Annotated in this window: 12 protein-coding genes; 5 read left to right on the top strand and 7 right to left on the bottom strand. The window is 36.9% G+C overall.

Annotated elements, in window-relative coordinates; all coding sequences use genetic code 11:
* Window positions 1-78: 78 nt before the first annotated feature.
* Window positions 79-657 carry a Crp/Fnr family transcriptional regulator gene (locus JL102_RS15875; RefSeq protein WP_202245410.1) on the top strand — a complete coding sequence of 193 codons (579 nt, stop codon included), beginning with the start codon at window positions 79-81 and terminating at the stop codon, window positions 655-657.
* 59 nt (window positions 658-716) lie between these two features.
* On the opposite strand, the gene JL102_RS15870 is transcribed toward JL102_RS15875, so the two are convergent.
* Window positions 717-2,117: an NAD-dependent succinate-semialdehyde dehydrogenase gene (locus JL102_RS15870; RefSeq protein ID WP_202245409.1), complete on the bottom strand. Its 1,401-nt coding sequence runs from the start codon at window positions 2,115-2,117 to the stop codon at window positions 717-719.
* A 91-nt stretch (window positions 2,118-2,208) separates the two neighbouring features.
* On the bottom strand, window positions 2,209-2,886 hold the full coding sequence (locus JL102_RS15865; RefSeq protein WP_202245408.1) for an FkbM family methyltransferase: 678 nt from the start codon (window positions 2,884-2,886) through the stop codon (window positions 2,209-2,211).
* Between the two features lie 263 nt (window positions 2,887-3,149).
* Here JL102_RS15865 and JL102_RS15860 point away from each other — a divergent pair, with 263 nt between their 5' ends.
* On the top strand, window positions 3,150-3,878 hold the full coding sequence (locus JL102_RS15860) for a hypothetical protein (RefSeq protein ID WP_202245407.1): 729 nt from the start codon (window positions 3,150-3,152) through the stop codon (window positions 3,876-3,878).
* Here JL102_RS15860 and JL102_RS15855 read toward each other — a convergent pair.
* The gene (locus JL102_RS15855) at window positions 3,865-5,052 is read right to left on the bottom strand and encodes a hypothetical protein (RefSeq protein ID WP_202245406.1); all 1,188 of its coding nucleotides are present in this window, start codon (window positions 5,050-5,052) and stop codon (window positions 3,865-3,867) included. The two genes, JL102_RS15860 and JL102_RS15855, sit on opposite strands and share 14 nt — an antisense overlap.
* 84 nt (window positions 5,053-5,136) lie before the next feature.
* Complete coding sequence (locus JL102_RS15850) at window positions 5,137-5,850, bottom strand: SDR family oxidoreductase (RefSeq protein ID WP_202245405.1); 714 nt, start codon at window positions 5,848-5,850, stop codon at window positions 5,137-5,139.
* A 722-nt stretch (window positions 5,851-6,572) separates the two neighbouring features.
* Between JL102_RS15850 and JL102_RS15845 the strand changes: the two genes are divergently transcribed.
* From JL102_RS15845 to JL102_RS15835, 3 genes are all read left to right on the top strand, one after another.
* Window positions 6,573-8,480, top strand: a complete 1,908-nt coding sequence (locus JL102_RS15845) for a beta-1,3-glucanase family protein (RefSeq protein WP_202245404.1) — start codon at window positions 6,573-6,575, stop codon at window positions 8,478-8,480.
* An 85-nt stretch (window positions 8,481-8,565) separates the two neighbouring features.
* Window positions 8,566-9,996: a carbohydrate-binding protein gene (locus JL102_RS15840; protein WP_202245403.1), complete on the top strand. Its 1,431-nt coding sequence runs from the start codon at window positions 8,566-8,568 to the stop codon at window positions 9,994-9,996.
* A gap of 25 nt (window positions 9,997-10,021) precedes the next feature.
* Window positions 10,022-12,406: a carbohydrate-binding protein gene (locus JL102_RS15835; protein ID WP_202245402.1), complete on the top strand. Its 2,385-nt coding sequence runs from the start codon at window positions 10,022-10,024 to the stop codon at window positions 12,404-12,406.
* 68 nt (window positions 12,407-12,474) lie between these two features.
* Here JL102_RS15835 and JL102_RS15830 read toward each other — a convergent pair whose 3' ends face one another.
* From JL102_RS15830 to JL102_RS15820, 3 genes are all read right to left on the bottom strand, one after another.
* Complete coding sequence (locus JL102_RS15830; RefSeq protein ID WP_202245401.1) at window positions 12,475-13,254, bottom strand: M57 family metalloprotease; 780 nt, start codon at window positions 13,252-13,254, stop codon at window positions 12,475-12,477.
* Between the two features lie 1,224 nt (window positions 13,255-14,478).
* Window positions 14,479-14,667 carry a hypothetical protein gene (locus JL102_RS15825; RefSeq protein WP_202245400.1) on the bottom strand — a complete coding sequence of 63 codons (189 nt, stop codon included), beginning with the start codon at window positions 14,665-14,667 and terminating at the stop codon, window positions 14,479-14,481.
* A gap of 826 nt (window positions 14,668-15,493) precedes the next feature.
* Complete coding sequence (locus tag JL102_RS15820) at window positions 15,494-16,777, bottom strand: hypothetical protein (protein ID WP_202245399.1); 1,284 nt, start codon at window positions 16,775-16,777, stop codon at window positions 15,494-15,496.
* Window positions 16,778-17,419 lie beyond the last annotated feature (642 nt).

Raw genomic sequence — 17,419 nt, 5'->3', positions numbered from 1 at the left:
ATTTCAATCGATTAAATGTGCTACAAAGAGACATTAATTTATTTTTACTAAAAAGGACATTTGTCCCAAGGCTCAAAAATGATTAGAGAAAACAAAAATATTTTAAAATACATATCTCAAAACCTGAGTGAAGTATTTATTACGAAGGAATTTAATAAGGGAGAGATTATACTTTCTCAGAATAAAAATGTGAATCACATATCTATTATTCAGTCAGGCTTAGTGAAATGTTATCGCTCAGAAGCCAATGGAAAGGATTTTATTCAGGAATTTTTCGGGGCTGGGGAAATATTTGGTGAAATAGAGTTCTTCACACATACTGTGAGCTTTTGTTCTATAGAGGCACTCCAAGAACTTCACATATACCAGCTTCCCCATAAGGATTTTGCCAATTTACTTAACAGTGATCCTCAATTCAATCAGCTGATCATGAACTCTTTAGCCCAAAAAATAAGCTACAAAGCGCAAAGACATGCTTTTCAGGGTTCGCATGCGACAGAAAATAGTTTAATGAAAATATTGAATGAAACACCTGACTTATTTAACATCATCTCTAAGCAAGATATGGCCAATTACTTAGGCATTACTTTACGAAGTCTTAACAGAATTTTGCTTCAATTATCAGGTAAAGAAGGGCTTACAAATGAGGAAGGATAGATTTTTATTATAAAAAAGGTTGCATAAAGAAGACTGTCCTCTCTATGCAACCAAACATTTTATTCTTGCATTATATTAATTGCCTTGGCATTAACGAATTCCTTCATACCAAAACCTCCATGCTCACGACCGTACCCTGAATTTTTCACACCTCCGAAAGGCATGTTCGGCTGGGCTAAGCCAAAACCATTGATAAATATCATACCTGTATCAAAATGATGCTTAGCTAATTCAGTGGCTTTTTTCACATCTTTCGTGAATATACCTCCTCCTAAACCAAATCGGCTATCATTAGCTATTCTCATAGCATCTTCATCATCTTTCGCTCTAATTAATGAGGCTACTGGCCCAAAAAGCTCATCATCATAAGCAGGCTGACCAGGCTGCACATTGTCAAGCACTGTAGCAGGATAATAAAAACCTTCATCATCAGGAATTTCACCTCCACATAACACATTAGCACCTTTCTCTACACTCTCCTTCACCTGATCATGTAGATCATCTCTAAGATCTTTTCGTGACATCGGACCTATTTGCACATCATCGCTGGTAGGATCACCAATTTTCAATGCTTTCATTTTTTCAACAAAGGCCTTTTTAAAATCTTCGTAGATTTCATCTACCACAACAAACCTTTTAGCCGCTACACAAACCTCTCCATTGTTATAAGTTCTACCCATAACACACATTTTCACTGCATTATCTAGGTCTGCATCTGCTAAAACGATGTAGGCATCGTTAGAGCCTAACTCCATTACGGTTTTCTTGAGCTGATTGGCTGCCTGCTCTGCCACTATTCTACCGGCATTAGAGCTACCTGTAAGCGTAATACCTCTTACCTTATCATTTTTAATAACCTCATCTGATTGATCATGATCAATTATTAAAACTGTAAAAAGATCTTCCGGCAAACCTGCTTCTTCAAATATCTCTGAGAGCAATAGAGCTGAACCAGTAACTGATTCCGCATGCTTCAGTAACACACCATTACCAGCCATTAGGTTAGCAATAGCATATCTCACCACCTGGTAAGCTGGAAAGTTCCAAGGCTGAATACCGTAAATAACACCAATTGGAGAGTAAGTTACTACGCCTCTACCTCCGTTGGGCAACTCCCTTTCCTCATCTTTCAATTGCTCAGGGCCATTTTCTGAAGTCCATTTACAAATGGCAGCACAAAGATCTACTTCCTGCTCTCCATGTTTTACAAGCTTACCCATCTCGCTAGTCATGAGCTTGGCTAGCTCCTGTTTGCGTTCTGTAAGCTTTTCACCGATTGCGGCAATTATTTTAGCTCTTTCTTCTACTGACTCCAGCTTCCATGACAAAAATGCTTCATGGCATCTATTCACAGCCTCTTCAGCTTCTCTGTCAGACATTTTTGGATAGTTATTTATTTCTTTTCCTGTGGCAGGATTAATCGTCTTAAATACCTCCTGCTCTATAGTTACTTCTGCCATAATTATATCTATTTTAATTTTACATAGCTATTATTAATAACAGACCGACCTCGGAAAAGTTAAATAAAAGAAAAAATAAACAAAAGTTTATTCAGCTTGCCATAGGCAGTTTATCAGCAGTAACTTCATGAATGAAGAAGGTATTTACAGACCCCATTTCATGTTTAAAAAATTTTCCCTGAGAATACATAAAGTAATCATAGCCCAGTTCTGTCATAAACTGCACCACTGCATCATCAGGAGATTCAACTAAAAGCACAGGCTTATTTGTCTCAAGTGTTTTTCTCGCTCCTTTAAGCACTTCAATTTCGTGGCCTTGAACATCTATTTTTACAAAATATGGGTTGAGTTTAAAATCATCCAAACACTTCAATTGCACCTTACATTCTTTCACTGATAAGTGCTTAGGATTATAATACCACATTCTATTTTCCAACCAATCACTTGCATTTTCAAAATGCAAACTTGCCAAACCATCATACATGAACTTCTTATAATAAGGAACATATAAGGTGAAATCTCCACTTTTACTGGAAAGACCATAATTGTAAGCCATAAAATGTCTTCTCTTATCCTTTCTTACTCCAACTAGCAGCTTATCATAAATAAATTTATTAGGCTCAAAAGCGACTATTTTAGCAGAAGGGCAACAGGTAAATATAGAATTTACCGCCTCTCCTCTGTTCGCTCCAATATCCACAAATGTTTTTCCCGGCTCATTAAAAAACAGCCGTATGGCTTCAAAATCTTGATCATGTACCTTATTCATTAATCTGTTTAGAAAAAGGCGTGTCTTGAACTTCAAATCTTGCAAGAAGGGGAATTCAGACTGAATTCTGTGTAGGTAATATGTTTTGTCCATGAGAGAAGGCAATTATTACAAGACATAATTTAAGCAATATTTATTTTAATTATAGACCTTGTTATTAAATTATTTATAACTAAAAACACTTGCTGATGTTAAGAATTTGTTAAGAGATTATTAAATTCATACAATCGTCTTATTATTGGTTAAACTTTAATCTATTTCGCATGAAAGTAACACTACACCCTCTAAAAGTATTGCGCACTCTCATCACCTGTGTAATATTGCTGTTAATTCTAAGTATTGTGGGTAATATTGTAAAGTATACTACAGAATACCCCGATTTGGAGGAGCACGTAATTAGATTAATTGATTTTGATACTGAACAAAACATTCCTAGTTACTTTTCATCTCTATTACTGCTAAGTGTTTCGGTGCTACTCATTTACATTGCCAGAAGCAAGAAGGCAAGTTCATATTATAAACAATGGTTTGGGTTGGGTCTTATTTTCGCATTTCTCGCTATAGATGAAGCGGTTTCTATTCACGAAATTCTTATTGGTCCTATGCGCTATTTTTTCAACCTGGATGGAATGTTTTATTATGCTTGGGTCATACCCTACGGCATCATATTCTTACTGATAGGTATCTACTACATAAAATTCCTTTTTTCTTTACCTAAGAGCTACACAAAAAAATTCATTGTCTCAGCGGCTATTTTTCTTCTTGGAGCGCTAGGCATGGAAATGGTAGGTAGCAGCTATGTTTCTAGCAATGGAGGTAAAGATCTAACCTACGGCTTACTATGTACGGTAGAAGAAACGTTAGAAATGGTAGGCATGTCTTATTTCATATATACATTATTATCCTATATGTCTGTAGGGCTTTCTCAGAGTACCTTTAAACTAGTGGTAAATAAAAGACACACCCAACACCATATACTTACTGATAATTAAGCCAACTACAGCGACCTTGTAATTGCACTATAATCTGATAGGACGAAAGTATAAATATTACAGGCAATACGGGCATTAAAAATCTACCATCCCAATCTACGGTTGTCATTCCAACCGTGAGGGTATGGATGACTATGTATGTAATTGAAAACAACCTGACCTCTACTGGCAACAGTTTATTAAACAAAGCTTTAATACAAAACAAATAAAGAGGAAGAAGTAATATTAGACTATATAAATTGTGCCATAAAGACCAATAAGGCCTTATATGAAGTATAAAATAAAATACCTTTATCGAGCTTATTTTTATCCAATAATTAAAGTTACTCGCTATAAAATGCACTAAACGAACTAAAGGAGGATAGTGATCCGATAATATATTCAAATGCTGTGGTACTTCTACTATCAAATATTTAAATGAAGGCTGATAAGGAACTGTATTAATAGCAAAAATGATCTCTCCCGACTGATAATCTCTCATAAGAGTAAAAGTTGACAGCATCAGATTTACCAAAAGCAATAAAGAAATCAGCGAAGCTGCAAGACATATGGCCTTAATCCACCGATTATTCAGCCTCCGCCAAAACTCTCTGACTAACAGCGCTCCTATGCCTACAAGCAAGGCTATGCCTGTAGGTTTGCTTATAAAAGTGAACAGAAAAAGAAAAAGCATCAACAATAACATCCTCCAACTTCTCTTTCCCTGAAACCAGCTAATACCCGCCCATAAAGAAAAACATATCATACTTATGTATAGTGACTCACATAATAAGTAAGAACTCCAGCTTATTATTTCTATTTGCGCAATAAAAAGAAAACCTGCTAGAAGACCTGAAAGTCTATTTTTAAACAATAGCACAACTGATTTATACAATAGTATGAGCGCGAAATAACACAGTAGGTATTGCGCCATGACTATGATAAGATACTGCGATTTGCCTGCAAAAATATTGATGAGATAAATGAAGATCACATAACCAAAATACCAGATGTTGTGAGCTTCTATATAGAAGCCATTCTTAAGACTTTCTGCATATTCGATATACCTATGAGAATCATTTACATACTTTACACCATTATAGTGAAAAAGCACTGCAAAGACCATCAAAAATGTAAAGGAAAGGAGTGTAATGTGAAACCTACCCCCCATTAAAAACGACCTGCCTAACTTCATAAAGCATGAAGATACTATTTCTAAATAAATAATGAGAGGAGCAGATATTAAAAGGGCCTTTATCTAGCCCTTTTTAATCTATTGTTATTTAGCTGAAGGAGGTGTTGTAGGCCTTACTTCAATTTTACTTGGAAGTGTCCTTGGATTCATTTTCACCAAATCAGTTACTATTTCTCCAATATCTTCTATTTGAATCTTCCAGCTATCTTCTTCGCTAGGCGTATGATCATTAAAGTGAGTAGCCACGGACCCCGGCATAATAGTAGATACCTTAATGCCATATTTCCTTAAATCTAACATAATAGCCTGGCTAAAACCAGTAAGACCAAACTTACTAGCATTATAAGCCGAGCCTCCGGCAAAGAAATTAGTTCCTGCTAAGCTGGAAATGGTAATAATATAACCATTGCTTTCTTTCAAGGCTTCTAATGAAGCTTTTACGCTATAAAAAACCCCGGTTAAGTTAGTATCAATTGTGTCTTGCCACTGATCAGCGGTAAGCTCCTCTATGGATGCAAAATGACCTAAACCTGCATTAGCCACCAGCACATCTATCTTACCCCACTTATCAACTGTCTTTTGAATCGCTTGCTTTTGAGAATCAAAACTACGTACATCTGCCTCAAGTGCCAGTACGTCATCAGATCCAAGATTAGCAGCTGCATCATCTGCTGCCTTCTGAGAACGGCTGGTTATAGCTACCTTCACGCCTTCTTTTAAAAGCGAGGCCGCTACCCCATACCCTATTCCTTTACTTCCACCTGTTATAAATGCTACTTTTCCTTTTAAATCGCTCATTTGAAAATTTAATTAAAGTTTAAACTTGCACCCTTATAACGCACCTGAAGCTTTCAGGTTTTATTGAATTTAAATTCCTTTCTACTTAATGCTTCATAGTCATAAGTACCTCAAAAGCTCCTCCTTATTTATAAACCTTCACTCTACTTCTCAACACCTCTCTCAAAATATAAAATCACTTTTATAAATCTATTTTAAATAGAGTAAACTTCTTAAATAAATTATTTTTATAAAATAATTTATGTTTTAATCAAGATTCATTAACTTAAGATATATTTTATAAAGCGTTATCCTAAACCAAGGAATAGTATTAAATACGGTTATCAACAACCGTAAATACTTTAAATATTTCGATATTATACTGTATTAAAAAAACTGCCATAACTCACTGAATACATTTCCGTTACGCATAGCTGATGTATTTTTGTAAGGTTAGCTTTTAGCCTTAGATGTGTTTTTGTAGTAACACATTATGCCCCTCCTAAGTATTTTTATGACATCTTTAAAGCGTTCAACCAAAACCTTTATTTATATGTCACAATATTACTATCTATCAATTCAACAATCTGGTACACCAATCTTAGTACATCACCTGCAACCCTAAGTACCAGCTTACCCAAGATAATACATAGTACTCTCACGCTATTAACCTAGTTGCTACCCAATCTTATATTGGGGAAAGTAACGCTTGTTCCATTTTTTCATTTAAACCTAATTAAATCATGCAAGTAAAGCATTACCGATTAGCGAACTGCCATAAAATATTGGCGGTTATTTTATTTCTTTTATGTTCAGCCCAAGCTTGGGCACAAACACTACCCTATCAAGTCGTCAACAACTCACCTTATCCTGATAGCGAAGTATACGTTGGGATAGTAGGGATTACTGACGGCCACGTATGGGTAGACCCAGTGACAGGACAGGTAAATCCCATGAATTCTTCGTACAATACCGTACAGGGTCCTGTTTACGGAGGCAATAAAGGTCCTGGTAATAATGGTCTCTATGCCAACTGTTTCAGAAAGCTTAGTGATATTAGCAACAACACCATTAACATCCCTAAAATAGCGGGATGTAGGATTATGATTGCCTTCGAAAGCCAATTATACCTATACTTTTTCGGGCATTCGGGCGCTACTAGCGGGTATGCAGCCCCAAACCTGGAAAACCCAACAGATCCTAATCAGGGTATAAAGTATGAGCTAATTGAGCTCACATATAATAATAATGGACTATGGTGTAATACTACCAGGGTAGACAGTTATCAGTTTCCTATGGGCTTAGAAGTGTGGGGAAACAACTTTTATAAAAAAGTTGGAGAACAAAAAGCTCATGCCGAAATCCTATCTGAATGGCAAAACAATGCACCTACAGAATTTCAAGGGCTACTGGATAACTCAGAAGGTATCATTCAGTTTCCTACTAAAAACAGTTCCTTTCCAAATAATTTCTTTCAGGGGTATATAGATGCTATCTGGAGCAAATATTCAAGTCAGCAATTAGTCTTCAACTCAGGACAAGCCGGTGTATGGAGAGGGAGTGTACAAGGAGGAAATCAGTTTGTGTTTACCAGAGACAGTGACGGGCAAGTAGCTACCATTCCTGGTAAACCAACTACAGAAGAGGCCATGGAAGGCAGTGGTGTAATGGCTTCTGGCGGACAATGGGATTTAGTAGTGCAAGCTCAGTTTGTAGCTGCAATCACTCGTCATGCTATTGATCTAAACGTGCCATCTGGGGTGCTTCAAGATTTCGGCAACGCTTCTAAGTATTACCAAACATGGCCTTACAACTGGTACGCGAAGTTCTTCCACAGAGAAGATATCAGTTTCGAAGGTCAGACGTATGCTTTTGCCTACGACGATGTTTTTGATCAATCAGCTACCGTACATACCCCCAGCCCTTCCAGCATAAAAATAACCCTTGGTGGTTTTGATGGAAATGACGGCGGAGGTAACCCTGGTTTTTCTAAGTTTATAGAAGCAGAAAATTATGGTTCAATGCAAGGTGTTGAGCTAGAAAATTGCTCTGAAGGAGGTCAAAATGTAGGTTATATAGAAGCTACCGACTGGATGGCCTATAATGGTATAAATATTCCTGAATCTGGCACTTATCTTATAGAATACCGCGTGGCTAGCGAAAGTGGTGGAGGTAAACTTTCACTGGATGTAAACTCAGGCACCACTGTACTAGGTATGCTTTCTTTACCTTCTACCGGAGGATGGCAAAACTGGACTACAGTATCTCATACAGTATATATAGAGGCTGGTACTTATAACTTCGGCATTTATGCTCAGTCCGGAGGTTGGAATATCAACTGGTGGCAAATCACTAAACAGTCATCTGCCTCAGCAGCACGCAATTCATCAGATAAAGCCATTGAAAACAAAATGGCCCTTGAAGAAACTGTACTATATCCAAACCCAGCAGAAAGTAAGATCGAGCTAAGACTTAATCAAGATTATCAAGATGCTACTTACAGTATCATAGATAAAACAGGTAAAATAATCGTAAATAACAGACCTTACCTGGGCGAAGAGATCAACATCTCTGACCTACCCTCAGACCTTTATCTGATAAAGGTGCAACAGGGAGAAAGACAAATCATCAAAAAATTCATTAAAAAGTAAATATTTATGAAGGCTGCTTGCATGCAGCCTTCATATCTTGTTTAAAGTTGGCTAAATCGATTTAATAACTTTAAATAACTATTTTATGAAAAGTATACCAATACTAAGTTTATTATTGTCAGGCTTTCTGTGTCTCGGCCTAAGCACGCATTCGCGATCTCAGGGCTGGCAGCTTGTATGGCAAGATGAGTTTACTAATGGCATAAGCAATGATTGGGTTTTTGAAACTGGCAGTGGTGGCTGGGGCAATGAAGAATTGCAACATTATCGATCTCAAAATGCATCAGTACAAAATGGCAAACTTGTAATCACCGCCCGCCAGGAAAACTTTGGAGGTGACCCCTACACTTCCGCCAGAATGATAACAAAGGGCCGAAAGAGTTTCAAGTATGGTAAAATAGAAGCCCGAATAGCTTTACCTTCCGTTCAGGGGCTTTGGCCTGCCTTTTGGATGCTCGGTAGCAACATTGATCAGGTACGGTGGCCTTACTGTGGTGAAATTGATATTATGGAGCATGTAAACACTGGCTCTAGTGTACATGGCACTATCCACTGGTCTGATAATAACAACAATAAGGTTTCTTATGGTGGACATACCAATACCAATGTAACTGATTACCATGTTTACGCAATTGAATGGGATTCAAATTCAATCAAATGGTTTTTAGATGGAAACCAGTACCATGAAGCCAACATTGCTAATGGTATAAATGGCACTCATGAATTTCATAATGAATTTTTCATTTTATTAAACATGGCTGTTGGCGGCAATTGGCCAAAATGGGAAATAGACAACGGAGCCCTTCCCGCCAATATGTACGTAGATTATGTAAGAGTTTATCAAAAATCTAATGGTAACAACTTCTCACTATTTACAGAGGCCGAAAATTACTCTTCTATGAGTGGGGTACAAAAAGAAAGCACTACTGATGCTGGCGGCGGACTCAATGTGGGCTACATAGATACAGGTGACTGGATGGCCTATAGTAGCATTAATATTCCTTCTTCAGGTTATTATCAAATAGAGTACCGAATAGCCAGTGAAAATGGAGGGACTTTATCTGCAGATCTGAATGCCGGATCTACCGTATTAGGAAATGTGAGTATTCCTGCCACTGGCGGATGGCAAAACTGGAGCAGCGTTTACCATACAGTATATATAAATGCTGGCACCTATGATTTTGGTATTTACGCGCAAAGCGGCGGCTGGAATATCAACTGGTTTAGAATCACTAAATCAAGCAATGCCGCTGCCAGAATGAATGAAAACCAAGTCAATGAAGCACTAGAAAGACACTCCTTCCAACCTTACCCTAACCCTGCACAAAACAAGCTATATCTCAAAAATGCAGGTGTATTGACTAATCTCAAAATTTACAACAGTCAGGGGAAAATTATCCTGCAAAAACAAAATCCTAGCGAAGAACTAGACATTTCAGGCTTAAAACCAGGCTTGTACACTATTCAAGTGAATGATACAGATCAGTTAATTACTAAAAAGTTTATCAAAAAATAATTTACAACCTAAAATTAGATTTGATATGAAACATCTAAAAACCATTATTCTGGTAATTATGAGTGGAGTTATATCCATTTGTAAAGGACAGGAAAGACTACCTCTAGGTAGTCTTTCCAGCTTCCAAAGTCAATTAGAGACTAAAATTGACAAAAATTCTACCAGTACGAGATTGGCTAGTTCTAACCTGGAAGTAGCTCTGCCTGACCGTTCATCACTTGCATTAGAAGTAAACTACAAGCATGCCACTAATGGTGATTTAACTATAGTTGGAAAAGTAAAAAACCACAAAAACAGCAGTTTCATTATTGAGATCCATAACAATGAACTTAAAGGCAATATTGTATTAAAAGATCAGTCAATGGCCTATGTGTATTTTTCTAATGAAGCTAGAGAGACTTTTATTGAAACAAAAGATATCAATAACGTGATATGTGTAGGATATAAACAGGGTGAATATCAGACAAAAGCCCCACTATCTTCAAAAGCAAAGGGGCAAATAGCCGCCGTTAATGATCTACAAAGCCTCCCAGGTGCGCCCACCTGCGTATTACTTGATTTTGATGGGTACTACCTCCCTCCTGGTACAGGCTGGCTAAAAGGTGAAAGCTGGACAGCCCCTGCCTCGAACCTCAACAGCAGTGAGATACAAAAGGCATGGGAAATAGTAAGTGAAGATTTTCGTCCGTTTAATGTCAATATCACTACCAGTGAGGCAGTATACAATACATACGCGCAAAGAAAAAGACAAAGATGCGTATTCACTCCAGATGATACGCCCTATCCTAACAGTGGCGGCGTAGCCTTTGTAGATAGATTCGGATACCGTGAATGGCCCTGTTGGGTTTTTAACACTACTGGAGAAACTGCCGGAGAAGCCGCATCTCACGAAGTTGGTCATACCTTAGGTCTAAGCCACGATGGCCGCACCAACCCTAAAGAAGGTTATTTTAGAGGACATGGAGATTGGGCTCCTATCATGGGTGTAGGATACTATAAAGATATCACACAATGGAGTAAAGGTGAGTACAACTATGCCAACAACACCGAAAATGATCTTGCCATTATGACAAGATATATTAACTACCGCAATGATGACCATGGCAATAATTTTTCATCTGCTACAAGCATAAACACCAATGATAATATAAATCAACCCGGAGTTATTGAAAAAGATAGTGATGTAGATATGTTCGCCTTTACCTGTGGTTCTGGTAATATTTCTCTGGATATTAATACTGTAAGCAGGTATGGAAATTTAAATATACTAGCAAAACTATACGAGGCTTCCAGTGGCAATCTCATTGGCACTTATAATAACAGCGGACTTAATACGAGCATCAACACTTCTCTCGCTGCCGGCACTTATTACTTAGGAGTAGAAGGTACGGGGTCTGGAAATCCAGCTACTAATGGCTATTCCGGCTACGGGTCTTTAGGTAGTTTTACCATTACTGGCAATGTAAGCCCCGCTGCTGGAGTAGTTACAGTATATGAAGATTGTAATTATAACGGATACGCCATACCTCTGCCAGCAGGTAGGTATAACCTAAGTGCTCTCCAAAGTCTGGGCATCAGTAACGATGATATTTCATCCATTAGAGTACAAAACGGATATCAAGCAATTTTGTATTGGGATAATAACTTTAGAGGAAAAGCTTTATTGAAAACCGGAGACGATAATTGCCTTAGAGATGACGAGTGGAATGACAAGATATCATCATTGGTAATTAGCACTATCAGCACCAATAATTTTCTGGAAGCAGAAAAATTTAACGATATGAGCGGTGTAAAGATAGAATCATGCTCTGAGGGTGGCCAAAATGTAGGTTACATAGAAACTGGAGACTGGATGGCGTACTTCTCTATCCCCTTCCCTAGTACAGGAAACTACCTAATAGAATATAGAGTAGCTAGCAAAAATGGCGGAGGTGTTATTTCTGCAGATCTAGATGCAGGCTCTAATGTCTTAGGAACTATTGATGTGCCCTCTACAGGCGGGTGGCAAAAATGGCAGACCGTTTCTCATTCTGTCTCTGTAAATGCTGGTACCTACAATTTTGGTATTTATGCTCAAAGCGGGGGCTGGAATATTAATTGGATAAAAATTACGCCACAATCCTCTGCCTCTGCGAGATCTGATATAAGCGCTAGAAGAGATACTCAAGAAAAGCTATCGACGCAGCAAGTAGTACTTTTCCCTAATCCTACTAAGCATTTCATCAATATTAATAATGTAGAGCAATACAGAGGGGGAACCTATACTGTAATGGATAAAACAGGAAAAGAGGTGTTATCTAAACACTACTCTGGAGGCGACATAGATGTTTCAAACCTTCCGGCAGATCTCTATTTCATTAAATTAGAGAACGACAAAAATCAAACGATTCAAAAATTCATAAAACAATAACAACACAAAAGGCCGCTCAGTAACTGAGACGGCCTTTTACTTTACACTATAAATAAATAACCTACTTTTTAGTCTGGATAAATAATTTGAACAGCAGTAATATCTCCCTTAGTAAAGCCATTCCATGGCAATATGTAAGAGTTCATTACTGAGTTAGGGTCATTAGAAGGTGTTCCTTCAATGAAAGATCCCTGAGTTTGATCTGTATGATAAAGTCCAAAAATATGGCCCATTTCGTGAACAATAGTAAACAATTTATAATCGTCATTTAAAGAGTTATAATTAGTGTTTATTTCCATATTATAACCAGGACGACCATTATAACTAGGCAAATATGCTCTCGCCACCCAGTTTTCTTTAGAAAAACCAGTAGTAATAGTGGTAGTAGCATTACTTTTATTAGATGCAATAGACAGATACAACGAAGTACCGTTAACAGAATTCCACTGATTCACGGCTCCCTGAATAGCAGTAACCCAAGAGGAAGGCACAGAAGAATCAATGTAAAAGCTTATGTTTGAAACATAACGACTTTTTACGAGATATGACCCACGATAATGTTCTGTAGTAGGTAAGTGTTCTAATGATGTACCGTTATCCACATGCTTCTCTACCTCTGACTTATCTATCAAGATATCACCACCTATGATGTAGGTCTCATCCTTCAGCTCAATATCCTCTTTATTAAAACCTGATTTAACTAGAAAACTAACTAGCTCATCTGTTGATTCCACAGCTTTTGGAGACACCTTTTCTGACTCGTCTTGGCACGATGAAAAGCTAAATAAAACCACCATAAAAACAGACATCACAGCCGCTAGTGACTGTAATCCTTTACGATTTTGCATCTTTAATTGATTTAGGTTTAAAAAATTAAATAGGCTGCGAAAGTATGGTTTATTATTCTCTTCGATTAAATCAGAATTTTAAACCTCATCACCCTCGTAATAATTACAGCATTTATTTATGCTCATAAAGAATAAAACAGGCATACAAACTCACCAATAAACCATTTTATTATAACTTTTTCGGAATAATTAATATTCTACAATGTGACATTTTCACATTTTAAAATCTATGAATAAAATAGCCCTTCTTAGAAGGGAAAACGGTTTCCCGTATAAACTTCTTTCATTAGACATAAGCCCTTTGCTCCAATCTTATAGTATTCACCATGTATTATTAATAACTGTTTTACACGCTACTAAGCAGAAAAGTACCATTCATACATCTTTATTCTTCAAGTTCATCAGACCTCAATATCAGGTAGGTTAGATCTAATAATCTACTTGGACATACTTATCAACTTTACTTCATTTATCGAATGGATTTAGAATAAACAAGGGGCCTGCACTACCCTCACTAATCTTTATTGATACGCGTTCTCTTATGAAAATATATACGCTAAAAGAAAAGAGTTTAAATCACATAGACTCACTTCACCTGATACAAGAAGTGAAATTTCTTACATTATACTTGTATTTACATCAAGCCACAAATAAAGAGTAGATGCTAAAAAAGTAGTTAGACGATCTTGTAAATGGAAAATGTATATATAAGTGGTACTACTAAAGACAAATTTGAAATAGGCCAATTATATATAACACTGTAGTATACAACCGGTGCTTATATTAATAATAATTAAAAGTTGGGTTTGAATGGAACTAGCCTTTAATAAATAAAAAAAGGGCGCTGAGGAGAAAACAGCGTACCCTTTTCTTGATCGCAGAATGTAGGTGTGCTAAATTAAAGTGCCAACTATTAATTTCTTTTAAAAACTGCCAGCAGGAAAATCCTGCTTAGCAGTTTTCTGAACCTGAACGTGAAAAGTTTTACTTCTACAACTAATCATGACACTAAGTTAGACTACTGCAGCTGCTTATGACAGAGGAAATAGCCCCTTTAAGGAGGGGAAATATCCCCTTGCTTTTAATAATGGGAAGTTAAGCATCATTGGACGGGCCAAAACAAGATTTTTAAGCAATCTTAGAAGGAAGGAACCTAGTATATGGACACAAAAAATCCCCTTCGAACCTGGTTCTAAAGGGGACTTCTGTTGTCTATAGTTGGCTTTAATTGATACGAAGGTAATATCTCTCCCTCATTTCCGAAAGTTCATATCTTTTTAAGTCATTTTTAAAAGGTGAGTCACTGATTTTAGCGATGAATTGATTGGCTCCTGAAATAAGCAAGGCGAGCAGTACAATATTCGAGGCTTTCAGGGAAGGCTGGCCGAAAGCTTCACCAATTGAGCAGTACATTTTAAAATATGCACATACAAAAAATCCCCTTTGAACCTGGTTCTAAAGGGGACTTCTGTTGTCTATAGTTGGCTTTAATTGATACTAAGGTAATACCTCAACCCCATTCCCGAAAGTTCATATCTTTTTACGTCATTTTTAAAAGGTGAGTCACGGATTTTGACGATGAACAGTTCTACTCATGAAATAAGCAAAGCGAGCAGTACTATACTCAAGGGTTTTAGGAAAGGCTGGCCATAAACTTCACCAATTGACCTGTGATTTCTAAAATATGCACATACAAAAAATCCCCTTCGAACCTGGTTCTAAAGGGGACTTCTGTTGTCTATAGTTGGCTTTAATTGATACTAAGGTAATATCTCTCCCTCATTTCCGAAAGTTTATATCTTTTTACGTCATTTTTAAAAGGTGAATCACGGATTTTAGCGATGAATTGATTGGCTCCTGAAATAAGCAAGGCGAGTAGTGATATATTCAGGCTGTTAGGGAAGTGGGCTGGCCGAAAGATTCACCTTTTGACCAGTACATTCTAAGACATGCACATACAAAAAATCCCCTTTGAACCTGGTTCTAAAGGGGACTTCTGTTGTCTATAGTTGGCTTTAATTGATACTAAGGTAGTACCTCAAGCCTATTTCAGAAAGTCCATATCTTTTTGTGCAATTTTCCAGGGTTAAATAGCTGATTTAAGCGACAAGCCGTATTAATCATAAAACATATTGTTCCATTCATAAAAACTTGCTCAGCTAACAGCCTCCTCTACTAATACACTTCATAGCAACTAATCTCCACTAAGGATACTGTGAAAGAAATAATAATTGAAAAGCTAATCGTACCAATAAACAAAAAATTGCTCCGCATTTCTGGAGCAACTCAGAATCCAATAAATGTCAGCTGCCTGGTTCTTATCTCTTCTGCCACAAAATTCATAGCTAGTACTAGCATCGTCATCATCGCTTATTCTGGCGTTAATAGTGTGTATTGGAAACAATTTAGCAATTTCTATAAAAGATGTGGAACTATCGATCTTAAAGCCATTGTAAAGTAAAAAATTATTGTTTTTAGTGAAATCTATATTCGAAAAACTAACTTCTCCCTCTAACTCTTCATACTCTATTCCCGCTTTATAATAAAAATGAACTCTCAAATCATCATAAATCCAGCCCCCATCTCCATATTCAAGTATTTGATCTACATTCTCAATAACATATAAAACACCATCTTTCTGCTGTCTGGTGATATCACCTACCTCATTGTATCCTTCTATAATATTATAATATCGAATACTATCAGGTTTACCTAATACATCAATAAATTGATCTAAACTAGTTACAGCTTTCAGCTTCCCATTAATTAGTAGCTCATCCGTCTCTATACCTTTAGGTAATAATTTATCTGGCAGTTGGGTAAATGATCTAATAAATCCATCAAAAACATAGCCTTGCGTTCCATTTAATATTTTCACCTTACACCAGTTGCCTTGCACTGACTCACTCTTTTCAACTTCAACAACCACCTCCTCTTTTCCTTCTAATTTTTCCATCACTTCTACCGGTGCCAAGTATTTCAAATCGACTACCTTCTCTGATGTGAAAGATGGCTCCTCATAAAGTGTCACCATATTAAAAATGGTATAATGGTAATCGGTAGAAGGCCTATTATCTAAACCTTGAATTAATCTCAAAGTACCTTCTTTAGCAGATAATCGCCTTCCTCCTTCAATACTTTTTTCATCAAGCCCTTCCATATTAAAACGATCTGACAGCTCACTGTAAGATTTAAAATCCTCACTTGAAAGATAGCCTATATTACCATCTAAGGTTTCAACCTTACATACATAAGCATCACCATTTCTGTTTAGCTTATAATCAATTACCTTTATGGGCTCTAAAAAATGAAGAGTATCTGATGGTTCAGAATCAGTATCCTCGTATAGGTGAGCCATATTATTTATCACATAGTAATACTTAGGGGGTTGAACTGCACCCTTTTTTTCATTTTTCCCCTTATCCTTTTCTATATCTACTGTTTCATTTAATTGACGACTTTTCTTACAAGAAAAAAGCAACAATACGACTATCAATAATTTATACCTTAAAATATCAATCATTAACATGGAAAAGTTTAAAATCAAATGAATGATAAAAATGATTATTAATTAAATCTATTCCTAATAAAAGAGTCGCCAACTAAATAGATAAGGAACATGAGAAAATATGCGAGGGGCACATACAAAAAATCCCCTTCGAACCTGGTTCTAAAGGGGACTTCTGTTGTCTATAGTTGGCTTTAATTGATACGAAGGTAGTACCTCAACCCCATTTCCGAAAGTCCATATCTTTTTGTGTCATTTTTAAAAGGTGAGTCACTGATTTTGACGATGAACAGTTGTACTCATGAAATAAGCAAAGCGAGCAATACAATATTCGAGGCTTTCAGAGAAGTCTGACCACCCTATAAGTTTCCCCAGTTGAACAGTGCTTTCTAAAATACGCACATACAAAAAAATCCCCTTCGAACCTGGTTCTAAAGGGGACTTCTGTTGTCTATAGTTGGCTTTAATTGATACGAAGGTAGTGCCTCAACCCCATTCCCGAAAATTCATATCTTTTTGTGTCATTTTAACAAGGTGAGCCACTGATTTTGACGATGAACAGTTGTACTCATGAAACAAGCAAGGTGAGTAGTGATATCTTCAAGGTTTTAGGAAAGGCTGGCCGAAAGCTTCACCAATTGAGCAGTACATTTTAAA

The organism is Fulvivirga sediminis, assembly GCF_016757215.1.
Classification (GTDB): Bacteria; Bacteroidota; Bacteroidia; order Cytophagales; family Cyclobacteriaceae; genus Fulvivirga; species Fulvivirga sediminis.
This window is presented reverse-complemented; position numbering and strand designations above follow the sequence as displayed.